Raw genomic sequence first — 17,471 nt, 5'->3', positions numbered from 1 at the left:
AAAAACAAATATTTAGTTGTTTTCATTTGAATAAATCAAGAAGAGAAACACAGATCTCTATTTCGTTTATATAAGCGTTAATAAGTTTACTCGTGTTAAAGTTTGTCTTAGGTAGTAATAGGTTGTTAAAAGAGCTAATTAGGATGTAAATAGATTACCAATCGTATTTCTTATGAGCATCTAATCTTATGAAAATAAAAAGAAGTAGTGTAAAGCCCCAGAGAGATGACCCTCCATAGCTAAAGAAAGGCAGAGGAATTCCAATGGTAGGTAATAAGCCGATAACCATTCCTATGTTTACAATAAGATGAAAAAATATAATTGAAGCAATTCCATAACCATATATTCTACCAAACTTATTGGTTTGAATTTCGGATAAATAAATTATTCTGTATAGTAATAACATGAAGAGGATAATAACGAGTGAGCTTCCTAGAAAGCCCCATTCTTCACCTACTGTACTATAAATATAATCAGTCTCTTGCTCAGGAACAAATTTCCCTTGAGTTCTATCACCCTGCAAAAAACCTTTTCCAAAGAAACCTCCAGAGCTAATTGTTAGTTCAGATTGATAAGTATTGTATCCTTTGTTTTTTAAATCTTTTGTTTTACCTAAAAGAATGTCAAATCTATCTTTTTGATGAGGACCTAGTATATTATCATAGGTATATCCAATACCAAAAATATAGATGCTTGTAAATAGGTATAAACAAACAATTTTTAGAGCATTGAAACGAATAAAATGCTTATTCTTATAAACGCCATAAATTATAGCTAATGTTATTATTAATAAACAGATTAAAAGAATCGAATTTGCACCAAAATAAATGGTAAATATGAATAAAATTATTGATAGTGCACCAAATATAAGGTAAGCTAAATTTAATCCTTCTCTATTTAAGACAAAAAAGAATGCAAAATATATTAAAACAGATCCCATATCGGGTTGTAAAGCAATAAAAAAAGCAGGTAAAAATATAACAACAAACGTCTTTACTTGGTTTTTAATTAACTTTAAGTCGTATTGTCTATCACTCATTAATTTTGCGAGCGCTAATGCTGTGAATACTTTAGCAAATTCGGAAGGCTGTAATCCTATACCTCCGAAATTATACCAGGATCTTGCTCCATTAATTTTTCTTCCGAAGATTAAAACTCCAGCTAATAAAATTAATGAGAATATGTATAAAACGCTTGAAAATTGCTCATAAAACTTTGAATTAAAAAAGAGAACTAGAATAATTACAGGTATACTACAGCAAATAAAAATAAATTGTTTTCCGTATTTAGTAGAAAAGTCAAATATTTCTCTGGTATCATCTGTAGATGATGAAGCATAAATATTCATCCATCCAAAACCAACAAGTAGTGCGTATAGTAAAATAAGCATCCAGTCGATGCCTTCAAAAATGTTATTTCGTTCCTGGCGCAAGGGTATCTTTCTTTTTAATTAGTTTCTCATATTCCTTTTGAAGACTTAAATTAATCATACGGTCTTCAATGTGTTTTCTTGAGATAGTTTTATTTAGGTACTTTTCAATTAATAAACTGGTGATTGGTGCTGCAATGGTTGAACCATATCCTCCATTTTCAACAAAAATAGCAATGGCAATTTTTGGGTCGTCCTTAGGAGCGAAAGCAATGAATATGGAATGATCACTAGCTTGTACTTTTTTTCCATTTATAATCTTAATCTTATTTTCAGAAGTACCTGTTTTTCCACAGATTTCAATACCTTTTATTTGACTTGATCTTGCTGTACCATTAGTAAAAACTTCATGCATTGCTTCAATAGCAATTGTGAAATGTTTAGGGTTTATCGTGGTGTTTCTACGGGTGGCATATATAGAGTCAGCTATTTTTTTATTATCTATTTTCTTTACTACATGTGGCGTGTAAAAATAACCTTTGTTTGCAATTGCAGCAGTCATATTTGCTAATTGCATTGGTGTGGTAAGTATTTCACCTTGACCAATTGCATTGGAAATAGTGTAGGTAGATCTCCATCTATTTTTATACCATTTGTTATAAAACTCGGCATCAGGAATGGTTCCTTTTCTACCTGCAGGTAAATCATAGCCTAAATAATTGCCAAGACCAAAACTTTGAACATGTTTGTTCCAATTATCCATTCCTTCTTTAGGATCTCCTGTTTTATCTATGATTTTTTTATAGGTTGTTGCAAAATAACTATTACATGATTTTGCAATTGCTGTTTTTAAACGAATAGGCCTACCTGTTATACCACAATGGCACCCCATAAATTCATTTTTACGTAAGCCGTATTTATACCCATGATGACAATAAACTCCAAATTTTTCATCAACAACACCTTCTTGTAAGCCAATTAACCCATTAAGTATTTTAAAAGGAGAGCCTGGTGGATACATTGCTTGTAATCCTCTATCGAAAGTAGGTATGTTAATGGTGTCATTAAATAGCCTTACTGAATTTGGTGATCGTTTTCTACCAACTAATAAATTAGGGTCATAAGAAGGGGCGGTTATTAAAGCAAGAATTTCACCCGTTTTAGGTTCAATTGCTACAATTCCCCCTCTCTTTCCTGTCATTAATAATTCTCCGTATTGTTGAAGATCACTATCGATCGTAAGCGTTAAGTCTTTTCCTGTTACAGCAAGTGTATCGTATTTTCCGTTTTTATAAGAGCCTGTAATTTTATTTAAATTATTTCTTTTAAAATGTTTTTTACCTTTTACACCTCTAAGAACAGCTTCATATTGTTTTTCAATACCAAGTTTACCTATTAGTTCTCCTTGTTCATAATAATCATTTGTTTTAGCTTTATTTTCATTCACTTCAGCAATAAAACCAACGATGTTTGCTGCTGATCTAACAGGGTAGTTTCTAATAATACGTTTTTGAATATAGAAACCTTTGTATTTAGGTAACTTTTCTTGTAAATAAGCAAAATCTTCTTTTGCTAATTGTTTTAGAAATTTTGAGGGTAGCCACCGAGCATATCTTACAGCGCTTTTAAAACGTTTTTTAAAACTTTCTTTATCTATTTTTAAAAGAGAGCAAAATTCTAAAGTATCTAAAGGTTCAACATCTTTAGGAACAATCATTACATCGTATGACAATTGATTTGCAACAAGTAATTTGTTGTTTCTATCATATATATGACCACGTTCGGGGTAATCATATTCTGTTTTAACAGCAGAACTTTGTGTTGGGTTTTGGTTTTTTCCACGAATAATTTGTAGTTGAAATAACCTACCAATGTAAATTAAACCAACAACAGTAATTAAGAAAATTAGTAAGAAACTTCGTTTCATTTATTGGTTTTTTAACGGATAAAAATACTCTAATTAATTGCCTTTTTTATACAAGTTTTTTTCTAAAAAGAAAGCTTCCTAGAAAATATAATACTAACGTAAATGCACTCGAAAAAATTGTACTTATAAGCACGTTTGAAAAATTATAAAAGCTAAAGTTAATTAAACTAAATAAAATGAAGTGATGGATAAGTGTTAAAATAACAGTGAAATTAAAAACCTCACCAAATGTTTGTAATCTTAGACTAAATAAGAGGTAATCAGATTCATTTTTTTTAAAAATAGCTTTAATAAAAAATAGTCTTATGTATGCTATAAATAAAATAGAAAAGGCATGCACGCCTCCTGAATTTGAAAAGGCATCTACAAATATGCCTAATAAGAAAGATAGGATTAAAAACGGAATTCTATTTGTCTTTAAAGGATATAGGAATACAAAAACAATATATAAGTAAGGATTTATATAGCCTAAAAATAATATGTTATTTAAAACAAGAACTTGTAATAATAGTAAGAAAATAAATAAAAATATAATGTAAATTGTCTTATTCATTTCTGTCTTCTACTTTTTTAATCTCCTCTCTATAAAGACTTGTAATTATATATATATGACTTAGATTAGACATATCGTTAAATAATTTAACTTCGAGAGTATTTGAAGCTGTTAGTTTTTCGGAAACATAATTAACTGTTCCTACAGGAATACCTTTAGGGAAAATAGCTGATTTACCATTTGTAACAATTGTGTCACCTATTTTAAAAATTGCCTGACGAGGTATATCTGTTAACTGAACAGTATTATAATCTTTACCATTCCATTTTAAAGTACCATAATGGTTATTGTTTTTAAACCCTGCATTTATTTTACTCTTAGAATTTAAGATAGATTGAACTCTAGAATAATTTGTGCCAACATTGTCTGTAATCCCAATAAGACCTTTGCTGTTAATAACTGCCATTTCTGTAGTAATTCCATTTTTAATTCCTCTATTTATAGAAATGAAATTGTTAGCATTACTGTATGTGTTACTTATTATTTTTCCGCTGATGTATGTGTATTCTTGTATTGAATCTAAACTGTTAATAGTAGTTTTTACAGTGTCAATAAGAACGTACAATTGAGCTAGTTTGTTTTTTAGAATTGTATTTTCTACAGCAAGTTCTTTATTGCTATTTCTTAAGTTTAAGTATTCTGAAATGGCTGAAGACTTTTCATGCAAACTCCCAGTTATATAATTAGTAGAGCTAATGAACTTACTTCTATGAAAGGTCTGATTGTTAAATATTAATGCAACAGCAATAAATTCTAGAAATAAAAAAAACAAGAAGTTTTTATACCTCTGAAAGAAATAAATAAGCTGTTGCATAAATAATCATTCAAATTTATTTGATTAATACAGATTTGTATTTTTCAAGATTCTTTAATGCGATACCTGTTCCTCTTACTACAGCACGTAATGGATCTTCGGCAACATAAACAGGTAAATCAGTTTTTCTAGATAAACGTTTGTCTAAACCTCTAAGCATAGAACCTCCACCAGCTAAATAAATACCAGAATTATAAATATCTGCAGCTAATTCAGGAGGTGTTTTAGATAAAGTTTCCATAACAGCATCTTCGATACGTAATATTGATTTATCTAAAGCTTTTGCAATTTCTCTATATGAAACTTGTACCTGTTTTGGTTTTCCACTTAATAAATCACGACCTTGTACCATCATATCTTCAGGAGGTGTGTCTAAATCTTCAGTAGCAGAACCTATTTGTATTTTTATTTTCTCAGCGGTAGTTTCACCCACATATAAATTGTGTTGCGTACGCATGTAATACATAATATCACTAGTAAATAAATCTCCAGCAACTTTAACTGATTGGTCACATACAATACCGGCAAGAGCTATTACAGCAATTTCAGTAGTACCACCACCTATATCAATAATCATATTACCTTTTGGTTCCATAATATCAATACCAACACCGATAGCTGCTGCCATTGGTTCAAAAATCAAATAGATTTCTTTAGCATTCATGTGTCTCCCAGAATCTATAACAGCTCGTTTTTCAACTTCTGTAATTCCAGAAGGGATACAAATAACCATTCGTAAAGAAGGCGGGAAAAGTTTCTTTTTTATTGCAGGAATTTGTTTTACAAATTCTTTAATCATCTCTTCAGATGCTTGAAAATCAGCAATAACACCATCTTTTAACGGACGAATAGTTTTAATATTTTCATGAGTCTTCCCCTGCATTCTGTTAGCCTCATGACCAGTAGCAATAATTTTACCAGTCAATCGGTTACGTGCAACAATAGATGGATTGTCTATGACAACTTTACCATTGTGGATTATAAGTGTGTTTGCTGTACCTAAATCGACAGCAATATCTTCTGTCATAAAATCGAAGAATCCCATATAATGTCCGTTGTTTTACTTAATTTTAATGTATTCTCACAAATCTAATAAAAATCTGCGGGTATTTTACATTATTATGATTAATGTTTAAAATGTCTAGTGCCAGTAAAAACCATCGAAACATTATGGTCGTTACAATAATCAATACTTAATTGATCTTTAATTGAACCACCTGGTTGAATTACACTTTTTACTCCAGCTTTATTTGCAATTTCTACACAGTCAGGAAAAGGGAAAAAAGCATCACTTGCCATAACAGCACCATTTAGATCAAAATTAAAACTTTTTGCTTTAACAATAGCTTGTGTTAGTGCATCAACTCTACTTGTTTGACCAGTTCCTCCAGCTAGTAATTGTTTGTTTTTAACTAGAATAATAGTGTTAGATTTTGTGTTTTTACATAACTTAGATGCAAATAACAAATCATCTAACTCACCATCCGTTGGTTTATTGTTAGTAGGATAAGATAAATCTTCCAATTTATCAGTAACGTTATCTTTATCTTGTATTAAGACACCGTTTAAAGCAGTTCTAACTGTTTGTTGTGGTAGCGCTATTTCTTTTTGAATTAATAATACTCTATTCTTTTTCCCTTTTAAGATAACTAAAGCCTCGTCATCAAAAGAAGGAGCTATTACTACTTCACAAAATAATTTATGAATTTCTTCAGCAGTAGCTTTATCAATTTTAGAGTTTGAGATTAACACACCTCCAAAAGCAGAAGTAGGATCACCAGCTAAAGCATCAACATAAGCTGTATAAATTGTTTCTCTTTGGGAAAAACCACAAGCGTTATTATGTTTTAAAATAGCAAAGGTTGGAGCTTCTCCTTTAAATTCATTCATTAAATTTATAGCAGCATCAATATCAAGTAAGTTATTATAACTAAGTTCCTTTCCATGTAATTTATCAAACATTGCATCTAAATCACCAAAGAAATAACCTTTTTGATGTGGGTTTTCACCATATCTTAAAGTTTTAGAAGTATTTTCACTTGCTTTATAAGCAATTTCATCTTCATTAAAGTAGTTAAAGATAGCTGTGTCATAATGAGAAGAAACATTAAAAGCTTTTGCAGCCAATTTTTTTCTGTCGTTAATTGTTGTATTTCCGTTGCTTTCTGTAATTAAATTTAAGAAACCTTCGTACTGTTCCATTGAAGAAACGATTACAGTATCTTTAAAGTTCTTAGCAGCTGCACGGATCAATGAAATACCACCTATATCTACTTTTTCAATAATGTCTTGTTCAGGAGCACCTGAAGCTACTGTTTTTTCAAAAGGATATAAATCTACAATAACTAAATCTAGTTGAGGAATATTATATTCTTGCATCTCAGTAATGTCTCCATCATGATCTTGGCGGTTTAATATACCTCCAAATACTTTAGGATGTAGTGTTTTTACACGACCACCTAAAATAGAAGGATAAGAGGTTACTTCTTCAACGGGTACGACATTAATACCTAGTTCTTTAATGAAGATTTCTGTTCCTCCTGTAGAATAAATTGTAACACCTAATTCGTCAAGTTTTTTCACTATTGGAGCTAATCCATCTTTGTGAAATACTGAAATAAGAGCAGATTTAATAGTTTTTGTATTATTCATTGTTGTTGTGTTGTTAAGCCTGCAAAGCTACTAAAACAGTAAAGGCTACGCAATAAATTTTTTGGCTTATTACTAAATGAAAACACCACCAAATCTAATAAGATCTTGGTGGTGTTTTTTTTGCAAAAAAAATGGTTATTCGGCGTTTTCTAAGAAATCACGAAACCATGATGTAAATTTTTCTAATAAAGATTGTTGAGGTTCTGTACGAGCATTAGTATTTCCTAACGCAGCGTAAGATGGATGTTTTTTAGGGTTCATAATATGGGGATTATGTGGGGTTAGTAAGTTTGCAAACATACGAAAAAAAATCCTAACAATCAAGTGTTTAGATAATAGTTATATAAAAAGCGCTACTTTTTCACAAGTATACTTTAATAAAAGCTCGTCGTCTGAAGTAAAAGGGTTAACGGTATGAGAATCAATATCGATTTGACCAATGTTTTCGTTGTTAACAAAAATAGGAATCACTATTTCTGCTTTTACTTTCCAACCGCAAGAAATATAGTTATCTTGTTCTTGTACGTCTTGTACTATGAAATTTTCATTGCTAATGGCTACTTGACCACATATTCCTTTACCGAAAGGTATAATTGTATGATCGGTAGGTTCTCCGTTGTATTGTGCTAGTTTTAATTCCTGTTTGTCACCATTTTTAAAATAAAAACCAACCCAGTCGTAATAAGAAACCTCAGAAGCTAAGTAGTCACAAATTTGTTGTAATTTTTCTTCTTTAATAGAATTGCTCTCTGTTATTATGTTTATGTTATTTTTTAATTCTTGTAAATTCATTATTAATTGGTTTTTATCTTATTCGTATTTTGAATTAAGAACTTACAAAAATAGATTTAACAATTGTTTTAAAAAACAAAATTCTATTTTTTTGTATCTTTGCAATCAATGAAACAAGCATTTACAAAAATATCAACGATAACATTAGCTTTATTAGTGTTGTTTTCTACTTTTTCTTTTACAGTAGAAAAGCATTATTGTGGTGATTTTTTGGTTGATGTATCTTATGTCGGTGAAGCAGATACTTGTAATGAAGGTCTGAAAGACGACTGTGCAACTATAATTAAGAAAAAAAAATGTTGTAAAGATGAAGTTCTTCAAATTAAAGGGCAAGATGAAATACAGAAAGTCTCTTTAGATAAGATAAGTTTTCACCAAGTTAAATTTTTTGTTGCTTTTTATAATTCATATAAACTATTGTTTCAAGCTTTTGATAAACAGTCGGTTTCAATTGAGTATTATTACCTTCCAAATTTAGTTTCAGATATTCAAGTACTTCACGAAGTTTTTATCATATGATTTTATAATTCTTTTTTAAATAAATAAGAATTGTAGAATTAAAGTGATATAAAATAATGAAAAAATATATACTCAGTATACTAATACTGGTATCCACAATTTCCTTTTCACAAGAAAAATTAAAAGGAATGATAATGGATAAAAATGGACCTAAGAATAACCAAGGAATTTATGGAGCAAGTGTTCATTGGTTAACTACAAATGTAGGAGTAACTACAAATGAAAAAGGATGGTTTAATATACCATACAAATCAACATACAAAAAACTAGTTGTTAGTTTTGTAGGGTTTAAAACGGATACTATTATTATAAGTAGTTTAAAGCCAGTACATCATTTTTTAAGAGAAAATAACACTTTAGAAGAGGTGACAATCGAATCGAAAAAAAGTGCAACTCAAAAATCGTATTTACAATCCCAAAATTTAATAACTATTAATAGTGCTGAGTTGTTAAAAGCTGCCTGTTGTAATTTGGCAGAAAGTTTTGAAACAAATCCATCAATAGATGTTAATTTCTCAGACGCTCTAACAGGAACAAAGCAAATTCAAATGTTGGGTTTAACAAGCCCTTATTTATTGATTACTCAAGAAAATATTCCATCTATACGAGGTGCATCTCAAGCTTTTGGGTTATCTTTTACTCCTGGTACTTGGGTTGAAAGTATTCAGATAACTAAAGGTGCGGGTAGTGTTGTAAATGGTTACGAAAGTATCTCAGGGCAAATAAATGCTGAATTAGTGAAGCCATATACAAATCATCGTTTTTTTGCAAATGCCTATGCTTCGGCAGGAGGAAGATTAGAATTTAATACGCACGTTAATCAAAAGGTAAGCGATAAATGGCAAACAGGGCTTTATATTCATGGAAATTATAGAGGACAGAAGTTTGATAAAAACAATGATAATTTTTTAGATAATCCATTAGCAAAGCAAGTTAATATAATGAACCGTTGGCAATATGTAGATGCACAAAAAGGATGGGTAAGTTTTATTAATTTTAGATATTTAGATGATAATAAGCAAGTAGGGCAGTTTAATTTTAACCCAGATTTTCATAAAGGTTCTAGTACTGTTTGGGGGAGTGAAATTAAAACCAAACGTTTTGATACTTCTGCTAAATTAGGATATGTTTTTCCCGATTTACCATTTCAAAGTATGGGAATTCAAGCAGCGTATAGCAATCATAAACAAGATTCTTATTTTGGTTTAAGTGATTATAATATTCAACACCAAAGTTTTTATACTAACTTTGTTTTTAATTCAATTATAGGGGATACTAGGAATAAGTTTAAGACAGGGGTTAACTTTACGTATGATAAATATGATGAGTTTGTGAAAGTAGGACTTGCTCAAGATTTTGATCGAAAAGAAAATTCTTTCGGTGCTTTTTTTGAATATGCTTATGATAATGCTGATGATTTAAGTATCACGGCAGGTTTAAGAATAGATAAACATAGTTTGTTAGGAACTTTTTTAACGCCTCGATTACATGTTCGTTATACGGCGTGGGAAAAGGGAGTGTTTAGAGCTTCGATAGGAAAAGGCAGAAGAAGTGCGAATATCTTTGCAGAGAACCAACAGTTTTTGGCTTCATCAAGACAAATAAATATTGATGGAGTAGGAGTAGGAGATAAAGCTTATGGCTTAAATCCTGAGGTTGCATGGAATTATGGAGTTTCTTTTTTACAAGGGTATAAGTTGTTTGGAAAAAAAGGGGATGTTACTTTTGATTTTTATAGAACAGATTTTAAAAATCAGGTTGTTGTAGATTGGGAGAATCCACAAGAAATTTCTTTTTATAATTTAAATGGAAATAGTGTAGCAAACAGTTTTCAGTTAGAAGTAAATCAGAATATAATACCTTATTTTAATACACGTTTTTCATACAAGCATTACGATGTAAGTACTGACTACAAATCAGGTAATTTAGATAAGGCATTACAAGCAAAACATCGGTTTTTTGCAAATGTATCTTTTGAAACTGAGAAAAAAGAAAACGATGCGCATTGGAAATTTGACGTAACTTATAATTGGATAGGAGAGCAACGATTACCTAATACACAAACAAACGCTATAGAATACAGGTTGCCAGAGTTATCTGATAGTTATAATTTGCTAAATATGCAGGTAACAAAAGTGTTTTCAAAAAAGTTTGAGATATACGCAGGAGCAGAAAATATAACAAATTATAAACAAAAAAATCCGATATTGGGAAGTGACGATCCGTTTGGTGTAAATTTTGATACAACAATTATATATGCACCTGTATTTGGACGTAATTTTTATACAGGTTTAAGATTTAAAATAGATTAAGATGAAAAAAATAGTATTAGTAATATCAATTTTATTGATAAGTATTGCAACATCAGCACAGAAAAAGAAAAAAAATGCAAAGGTGTTTTTTGATGTTGATGGTGTTTGTATGATGTGTAAAAGTAGAATAGAGAAGGCTGCGTTAAATTCTAAAGGCGTAAAGTATGCTTTATGGAATGTGAAAACACATCAATTAAATTTAATTATTGATGAGCGTAAAATAGATGTAAGTACAATTCAACAAAATATTGCTAACATAGGACATGATACGGGTGTTTTTAAAGCTCCAAAATTAGCTTATGATAATTTACATGGATGTTGTAAGTATAGAGATGAAGAAGTACAAGATGATCATAAAAAAGAAAAGAAGTAAATATAAAATCCCGAGTTTAAAACTCGGGATTTTTTTATTTATAACATTTTTAATGTGTTAACTTCTTGATCGGTTAACTCACGCCATCTACCACGAGGTAAATTACGTTTAGTCATACCAGCAAAAACAACACGGTCTAGTTTTGTTACGGCATATCCTAAGCTTTCAAATATTTTACGAACAATTCTGTTTCTTCCAGAGTGTATTTCAATTCCAACTTCAGTTTTTCTTTCGCCTTCTACATAAGAAACAGCATCAATAAAAACTTTTTTACCTTCGATAACAACATCACCACGTAATTTATCTAAATCAGAGATTGATAATTTTTTATCTAAAGAAGCATGGTATAATTTACGTACGTTATGTTTTGGGTGTGTTAATTTTTTAGCTAATTCACCATCGTTTGTAAATAATAACAAACCAGTGGTATTTCTATCTAATCTTCCAACAGGATATATACGTTCTTTGGTAGCATCAGCAACAATTTCCATTACTGTCTTACGCCCACGGTCATCTTCCATGGTAGTAATATAGTTTTTAGGCTTATTTAATAGAATGTAACGTTTTTTTTCTATAGAAATTAATGTTCCGTCAAAACGTACTTCATCGGTAGGTTGTACCTTGTAGCCCATTTGAGTCATTAGTTTTCCGTTAACAGCAACACTACCATGCTCTATATAAGTATCAGCTTCTCTACGTGAACAAATTCCAGAATTGGAAATGTATTTATTTAAACGAATACCTGTTGCATCTTCAGTCGTATTTTGAACTGGTTTACTAGGTTGAGATCTTTTAGAATCTCTTTTAAATTGTTTTTTATTATCAGAAGAGCTAGTTGCAAACCTTTTTTTACTAGAAAGATTAGTAGTTCTCTCAGGTTTATCTTTTTTTTCAGACCTATCAGACCTATCAGACCTATCAGACCTATCAGACCTATCAGACCTAAATGATTTTTTTTCTTGAGGATTGCTGTTTCTATCAGCCTGTCGTCCTCTCGACGAGTTTTTTGAATTCATAATAATATTTTAAAAAGTGGGCAAAGGTACAGTAATAATTTGATTTCTAATCTAAAGCAGTAACGACTTTGTCTAAAATTAAGGACTTGTCAATAAATAGTAAACTAAATACACCAATTAATAATAATACTTTTAATATGTTGTGTAGCAGTCGATATTGGTTGGTTTTTGTTGCTCTCCATGTATAAAAGCCAATGAAAAATAAAATAATAGCAGTTAAATAGAAATAGTATTTCATGTATTCAATAGCAGGGTAGCTAAATAAAATACTAACAGGAGCTAATGTTAGAACCATTAATAGAATAATCAATTTTTTGGTGTTTTTTTCACCGTATTTTACTGGAAAAGTGTTGTAGTTGTTTAATATGGCACCTTTAATGTTTTCAAGTTTTTTGATTAACTCTCTAATCATTATAATTAGAAAAAGGAAAATTGCATGTACGAAAATAACTTTTGAAAAATTTTTATAGTGTACAAAAATCACAAAAAAAGGAAGTATTGTTAATATAGTTACGCTCGTTAACCCAATAAAAGGGTATCTTTTTAACTTGTGAGAATAGAACCAAATTCCGAATATATATATAGCAAAGAAGAAAGCAGCTCTCCAAGAAACCAACCAGCCAAAACCAAAACCTGTAAAATTTAATAGAAAGTATAAAGATAGTTTTGTTTCTTGCCTTACATAAGAATCTAGTCCAGATTTTATAGGGCGGTTAATTTTATCTGCATTTTTATCATAAAAATTATTAATAATGTATCCTGCAGCAACCGTTGTTATTGTAGCTATAACTAGATATAGTAAATGCCAGTCGAAGAGCACAGGTTTTATTGATTTTTGTTCAGAGAAAATAAAAATAGCAGCCAAATATTGGGCTGCTATTAATACTAAAATATTGTATCCTCTAACAACAGATAAAAGACTAAAAAGTTTTTTTACTATTGTGTTCGTTTTTGATGTACTCATGGTAATATTGATTAAAATCGATATACCAATTCTAATTTATAATCTTTTAGGCTTGTTTTAGCTTTTTCATAATCTTCAGTAAAACCTAAGATATAACCGCCACCGCCAGAACCACAAAGTTTTAAGTAATATTCGTTGGTTTGGATTCCTTTTTCCCAAATTTGATGAAAAGCTGTTGGGATCATAGGTTTAAAGTTAGTTAAAACTACTTTTGATAATTTTTTTACATTCCCAAATAAGGATTTTACGTTTCCGTGCAAGAAATCATTAATACAAGCATCAGTATGAAGTGAGAATTCTTCACTTAACATTTTACGAAAACCTTCATTTTTCATCTTGTTCATAAAGATATTTACCATAGGTTCTGTTTCTCCAATTTGTTCAGAATCTAATAAAAATACAGCTCCCTTTCCTTCTTTTTGTGATGGAATACCAGCTGCTTCAATATTTTCTTTAGAGTTAATTAGAATAGGTAAACTTAAATAAGAATTTAAAGGATCTAACCCTGAGCTTTTTCCGTGGAAAAACGATTCCATCAGAGAGAAAATTTGCTTTAAGGTTAACAATTTATCACGTGTTAAATTTTCTAAAACTGTGATTTTATTATTAGCGTACTTATCATAAATTGATGCAACTAAAGCTCCAGAACTACCAACTCCGTATCCTTGAGGGATAGATGAATCGAAATACATTCCGTTTTCAATGTCATTTTTTAATGAAGTTAAATCGAAAGATGCTAAAGTTGAATCTAACGTTTTTAAATAGTTATAAAATTTAACTAAATTAGTGTTAGATTTTTCAGCTTCACCTGTTAGGTTGTTAACTGTTTTTAAACCACCTTTATATGAGTTAAATGGAATTGCTAACCCTTTAGAGTCTTTTATTATTCCATACTCACCAAAGAGTAATATTTTTGCGTAAAATAAAGGTCCTTTCATAGATGTTTTAATTGCGAGACAAAAGTACAAGTAAAAGTGCTAGTTTACAAACTAGTATATGTTTTTGTAAAAAGTTTTCCAAACGCCAACCTTTTCATTGTCGCGGTATTTACCTTTAGTCTCTATTTTTCCGTTTTTGTAAAAGGTTTTCCAGACACCTTGTCTTTTATCATTATTGTATCTTCCCTGTTCTTTTAATTCTCCAGTTTCATAAAATGCTTTTCTAACACCATCTAACTTTCCGTTTTTATAATTTGCTTTATGAAAAGGTTTTCCATTTTGGTAATAATATAAGACTAAGCCATCAAACTGCTCTTCATTAGATTTTTTTATAGTACTATAGCCCTCCATTTGAATTTGACCATTTTTATAATAATCAACGATCCAATAACCGTCTTTTATTTTTTTTGGAGTAGGCCTATAAAAGGTATGATTTTCTTTTGAGGTTTCTTGCCAATTTAGATCAAACCAAGCAGTGTCTTGAGCTTTTGCTGTAAAAGATAAAAATCCAATAAACAATAGTATTAGTAAAGTTGAATTTTTCATAAGGTAAGTTTTAGGGTTAGAGGAGTTTAGCTCCAAAACCAACATTATCACAAATATACTGATTTTTTTGGCAGTAATCAATTAACGAATTTTTAATAAAAAGTTCGATTTTAGTTTTTTCGGATGCAGGATATAATACGTGTACGTTTGCACCAGCATCAAGAGTAAAACAAACAGAACTATTGTTTTGAGCACGATATTCCCAAATTTTATTAATAACCTCTAGAGTATTTGGTTTCATTAAAATAAAATATGGATTACTTGTTAGCATCATTGCGTGCAATGTTAAAGCTTCGCTTTCAACTAAATTAACAAACTCTTTAATATCTCCGTTTTGAAGGATGTTCGATAGTTTAGATAAGTTTTCGTTTGCTTGTTTAAAGCGTTGTTCAGCATATGGATGATTGTGCATTAAATTATGCCCTACTGTCGAAGAAACTTGCTTTTCACCTTTATCAACTAATAAAATGGTGTCACAGTAATTTTCGAAAATTGAATGTATTTTATAAGGGAATTTTATACCGAATAAGTTAGAACTGCCAATAATATCAGGGTGCTCTCCCCAAACAACTAATGGACCTTCAATACTTCGACTTGCACTACCAGAACCCAAACGAGCTAAAAAAGAAGCTTTTTTATTAATATATTCTTCAGTTAAATTAGGGATTAGTTCTTTTTCTAAACTTAATAGGCACATAGCTATAGCACTCATTCCGCTTGCAGAAGAAGCAATTCCACTACTGTGTGGAAAAGAATTTTCTGAATTTATAACCATATCGTAATCAAGAATATATGGGCAATATTTTACTATTCTTTTAAAGAATTCTGCAATTTTAGGTTTAAAATCATCTTTCTTTTTTCCTTCAAAGAATAATTCAAAGGAAACTTTATTTGTATTCGATTTTTTTTCGAAATCGATTGTAGTAATTGTGTTACAATTGTTAAGTGTAAAGCTAATAGATGCGTTTTTAGGAATTTGAGGATTGCTCTTTCCCCAATATTTAACTAAGGCAATGTTACTTGGTGTTTGCCATGTGTAAGTTGCTTTTTCTACCTTTTCTTCTAATGACTTTGGAATGAATTGTACTGTGTTCAATTGCTTTAAGTATTTATGACAAAGATATATTTTGTAGTAGATATTAAAAAATAAAAAAGACTACCTTTTTAGGGTAGCCTCTTTTTTAGATAAAAAAAATATAAATTCAAATAATTACACAATATTTATTTTACCTTTTTATTAATTAACATCCCAGAATATTTTGGTTGTCATTTTGTCTCCACCAATTGCAGTCGCAGCTGAATTATAATTAGTTTCATTCAGAGTTGCTTCATTTAAAGGGTAAATGTTTCTTACAGGAACTTTTCCGTTAGCTTCAGTAACAGCTGCAGGAGGAGCTACTAAAATAGGAGAGTCTAAACGACGGTATTCAGTCCAAGCTTCAAAACCTCTATTATAATAAGCTAACCATAATTCGTAAGCAATTTGAGTATCAGCTGTAGCTATCGAATAAGTTACATCAGCTCTCCCTAAATAAATAGTGATATGATTACCTGATACTCCCCAATATTCCATTGTAGCTGTAATTCCATTAACATAATGTGTTGCAGCGGTTAAACCTACATTGTAGCCTTTATTTGCGGCATCGGCTAATAAAAGACTAGTTTCAGCATAATCAAAAAGAACTCCGGGTAAAGTAGCATCTCTAAACTTATCATTAGTGTTAGAAGCATCATCGTACCCTAAACCATTATCATTACCTTCTGCATAGGGATATCCTACATATACGCCGGCTATTTTTGAAGCTGGATTGAAAAATTGATCCATTCTAGGGTCACTTTTAGCATTCATTGCATCTACAAGAAATGAAGTAGGAACAATTTGTGTTCTTTGGTTTAAGATGAAAAACAGAGGGTTTTCTTGATTTTCAACCGCGAAATAAGGAAAAAGAGCATTGTCACTATTACTAGAAATAACTCCTGACAAATAAGCTGCTTCAACCATTGATTGAGAGCCTAGATGTAGTCCCATTTTTAGCTTAGCACTATTGGCTAATTTTTTCCAACTAGCTACATTACCATTGTAATAAAGATCTCCACTAGTAAAACTATCACTAGATATATCTAAATTATTAATAGCAACATCTAAACGAGTAGCTAAATCTAAATAAATGGTTTCAGCATCATCATATTTTGGTGTTGGAGAACTCGTAAAATCGAGAGCTTCTGTATATGGTATATTTCCAAAAAGATCAACTAATGATTGGTATGCAAGAATTATCTGAATTTCTAAAATTGCTACCTGATTTTTTTTTCTAGAAGCTAAATTAGGAGTGACATTTGATGCCTCTATAGCTTTTTTTGCAGTAGTTAATTCTATTAAAACATCCCTGTATAAATCATCCCAATTTGATTGTCCAATAGCTCTTGAATCTTGACTGTAATTGTCTTCTACAGCAAACTCTCTATTTGTCCAATGTTGTGCATACTGACGAAAGTTGTTACGGTTCTGGTCGGTATTGGTTAAAAAATCCATGTATTCTTTTTGCGCCGTTGTCATCAATGTATGTGGTTGCGCATTTAGATACCCTTTAGTGTCAACATTTAAGTGTTCTACGTTGTCACATGAATTGACTAAAAACATAGACACTCCAATAATTGTCGCTACTTTTATATTGTTAAAAATTTTCATTTTTTTC

General features: G+C 30.4%; 17 protein-coding genes. 3 read left to right on the top strand and 14 right to left on the bottom strand.

Going from position 1 to position 17,471, the window contains the following annotated elements:
• Positions 1-154: 154 nt before the first annotated feature.
• The 8 genes from rodA to CXF68_RS00600 form a co-directional block, all read right to left on the bottom strand.
• The gene (rodA, locus tag CXF68_RS00630; protein WP_101042439.1) at positions 155-1,432 is read right to left on the bottom strand and encodes a rod shape-determining protein RodA; all 1,278 of its coding nucleotides are present in this window, start codon (positions 1,430-1,432) and stop codon (positions 155-157) included.
• Complete coding sequence (mrdA, locus tag CXF68_RS00625; RefSeq protein ID WP_101042438.1) at positions 1,413-3,296, bottom strand: penicillin-binding protein 2; 1,884 nt, start codon at positions 3,294-3,296, stop codon at positions 1,413-1,415. Before mrdA ends, rodA begins: the two co-directional genes overlap by 20 nt.
• Positions 3,297-3,342: 46 nt before the next feature.
• Positions 3,343-3,849, bottom strand: a complete 507-nt coding sequence (mreD, locus tag CXF68_RS00620) for a rod shape-determining protein MreD (protein WP_101042437.1) — start codon at positions 3,847-3,849, stop codon at positions 3,343-3,345.
• Positions 3,842-4,663 (bottom strand): rod shape-determining protein MreC, encoded by an 822-nt coding sequence (gene mreC, locus CXF68_RS00615; RefSeq protein ID WP_101042436.1) that lies wholly within the window; start codon positions 4,661-4,663, stop codon positions 3,842-3,844. Before mreC ends, mreD begins: the two co-directional genes overlap by 8 nt.
• Positions 4,664-4,679: 16 nt before the next feature.
• Positions 4,680-5,708 (bottom strand): rod shape-determining protein, encoded by a 1,029-nt coding sequence (locus CXF68_RS00610; RefSeq protein WP_101042435.1) that lies wholly within the window; start codon positions 5,706-5,708, stop codon positions 4,680-4,682.
• A gap of 80 nt (positions 5,709-5,788) precedes the next feature.
• A complete protein-coding gene (purH, locus tag CXF68_RS00605; RefSeq protein WP_101042434.1) occupies positions 5,789-7,315 on the bottom strand; it encodes a bifunctional phosphoribosylaminoimidazolecarboxamide formyltransferase/IMP cyclohydrolase in 1,527 nt (508 codons plus the stop codon).
• Positions 7,316-7,450: 135 nt separating this feature from the next.
• Positions 7,451-7,576, bottom strand: a complete 126-nt coding sequence (locus tag CXF68_RS21075) for a hypothetical protein (protein ID WP_255398581.1) — start codon at positions 7,574-7,576, stop codon at positions 7,451-7,453.
• Between the two features lie 78 nt (positions 7,577-7,654).
• Positions 7,655-8,107 carry a GAF domain-containing protein gene (locus CXF68_RS00600; RefSeq protein WP_101042433.1) on the bottom strand — a complete coding sequence of 151 codons (453 nt, stop codon included), beginning with the start codon at positions 8,105-8,107 and terminating at the stop codon, positions 7,655-7,657.
• Between the two features lie 108 nt (positions 8,108-8,215).
• Here CXF68_RS00600 and CXF68_RS00595 point away from each other — a divergent pair, with 108 nt between their 5' ends.
• Genes CXF68_RS00595 through CXF68_RS00585 form a run of 3 tightly spaced genes read left to right on the top strand, consistent with a single transcriptional unit; the run spans position 8,216 to position 11,311 of the window.
• Complete coding sequence (locus tag CXF68_RS00595; RefSeq protein WP_101042432.1) at positions 8,216-8,626, top strand: hypothetical protein; 411 nt, start codon at positions 8,216-8,218, stop codon at positions 8,624-8,626.
• 56 nt (positions 8,627-8,682) lie between these two features.
• Positions 8,683-10,938: a TonB-dependent receptor domain-containing protein gene (locus CXF68_RS00590; RefSeq protein ID WP_101042431.1), complete on the top strand. Its 2,256-nt coding sequence runs from the start codon at positions 8,683-8,685 to the stop codon at positions 10,936-10,938.
• Position 10,939: 1 nt separating this feature from the next.
• Positions 10,940-11,311 carry a heavy-metal-associated domain-containing protein gene (locus CXF68_RS00585; RefSeq protein ID WP_101042430.1) on the top strand — a complete coding sequence of 124 codons (372 nt, stop codon included), beginning with the start codon at positions 10,940-10,942 and terminating at the stop codon, positions 11,309-11,311.
• Between the two features lie 38 nt (positions 11,312-11,349).
• Here CXF68_RS00585 and CXF68_RS00580 read toward each other — a convergent pair whose 3' ends face one another.
• The 6 genes from CXF68_RS00580 to CXF68_RS00555 all read right to left on the bottom strand — a co-directional run bounded on the left by CXF68_RS00580 (position 11,350) and on the right by CXF68_RS00555 (position 17,464).
• Complete coding sequence (locus tag CXF68_RS00580; RefSeq protein ID WP_369800548.1) at positions 11,350-12,330, bottom strand: pseudouridine synthase; 981 nt, start codon at positions 12,328-12,330, stop codon at positions 11,350-11,352.
• 43 nt (positions 12,331-12,373) lie between these two features.
• Positions 12,374-13,291 carry a geranylgeranylglycerol-phosphate geranylgeranyltransferase gene (locus CXF68_RS00575; protein ID WP_101042429.1) on the bottom strand — a complete coding sequence of 306 codons (918 nt, stop codon included), beginning with the start codon at positions 13,289-13,291 and terminating at the stop codon, positions 12,374-12,376.
• A gap of 11 nt (positions 13,292-13,302) precedes the next feature.
• Entirely contained in the window at positions 13,303-14,229 is a 927-nt protein-coding gene (locus tag CXF68_RS00570; RefSeq protein ID WP_101042428.1) for a mevalonate kinase, read from the bottom strand.
• 51 nt (positions 14,230-14,280) lie between these two features.
• Entirely contained in the window at positions 14,281-14,775 is a 495-nt protein-coding gene (locus CXF68_RS00565; protein ID WP_198553731.1) for a toxin-antitoxin system YwqK family antitoxin, read from the bottom strand.
• Between the two features lie 16 nt (positions 14,776-14,791).
• Positions 14,792-15,871 (bottom strand): diphosphomevalonate/mevalonate 3,5-bisphosphate decarboxylase family protein, encoded by a 1,080-nt coding sequence (locus CXF68_RS00560; protein ID WP_101042426.1) that lies wholly within the window; start codon positions 15,869-15,871, stop codon positions 14,792-14,794.
• A gap of 141 nt (positions 15,872-16,012) precedes the next feature.
• On the bottom strand, positions 16,013-17,464 hold the full coding sequence (locus tag CXF68_RS00555; protein ID WP_232771588.1) for a SusD/RagB family nutrient-binding outer membrane lipoprotein: 1,452 nt from the start codon (positions 17,462-17,464) through the stop codon (positions 16,013-16,015).
• Positions 17,465-17,471: the final 7 nt, after the last annotated feature.

The organism is Tenacibaculum sp. Bg11-29, assembly GCF_002836595.1.
GTDB lineage: Bacteria > Bacteroidota > Bacteroidia > Flavobacteriales > Flavobacteriaceae > Polaribacter.
Note: the sequence above shows the minus strand (reverse complement) of the source record. Positions and strands in the feature narration are given on the sequence as shown.

Coding starts and splice junctions, on each gene's coding strand:
- mreC (WP_101042436.1), bottom strand. CDS start 4,663: ATGCAACAGCTTATTTATTTCTTTCAGAGGTATAAAAACTTCTTGTTT.
- CXF68_RS00555 (WP_232771588.1), bottom strand. CDS start 17,464: ATGAAAATTTTTAACAATATAAAAGTAGCGACAATTATTGGAGTGTCT.
- mreD (WP_101042437.1), bottom strand. CDS start 3,849: ATGAATAAGACAATTTACATTATATTTTTATTTATTTTCTTACTATTA.
- CXF68_RS00610 (WP_101042435.1), bottom strand. CDS start 5,708: ATGGGATTCTTCGATTTTATGACAGAAGATATTGCTGTCGATTTAGGT.
- CXF68_RS00595 (WP_101042432.1), top strand. CDS start 8,216: ATGAAACAAGCATTTACAAAAATATCAACGATAACATTAGCTTTATTA.
- CXF68_RS00570 (WP_101042428.1), bottom strand. CDS start 14,229: ATGAAAGGACCTTTATTTTACGCAAAAATATTACTCTTTGGTGAGTAT.
- CXF68_RS00585 (WP_101042430.1), top strand. CDS start 10,940: ATGAAAAAAATAGTATTAGTAATATCAATTTTATTGATAAGTATTGCA.
- CXF68_RS00600 (WP_101042433.1), bottom strand. CDS start 8,107: ATGAATTTACAAGAATTAAAAAATAACATAAACATAATAACAGAGAGC.
- mrdA (WP_101042438.1), bottom strand. CDS start 3,296: ATGAAACGAAGTTTCTTACTAATTTTCTTAATTACTGTTGTTGGTTTA.
- CXF68_RS00565 (WP_198553731.1), bottom strand. CDS start 14,775: ATGAAAAATTCAACTTTACTAATACTATTGTTTATTGGATTTTTATCT.
- purH (WP_101042434.1), bottom strand. CDS start 7,315: ATGAATAATACAAAAACTATTAAATCTGCTCTTATTTCAGTATTTCAC.
- CXF68_RS21075 (WP_255398581.1), bottom strand. CDS start 7,576: ATGAACCCTAAAAAACATCCATCTTACGCTGCGTTAGGAAATACTAAT.
- CXF68_RS00590 (WP_101042431.1), top strand. CDS start 8,683: ATGAAAAAATATATACTCAGTATACTAATACTGGTATCCACAATTTCC.
- CXF68_RS00575 (WP_101042429.1), bottom strand. CDS start 13,291: ATGAGTACATCAAAAACGAACACAATAGTAAAAAAACTTTTTAGTCTT.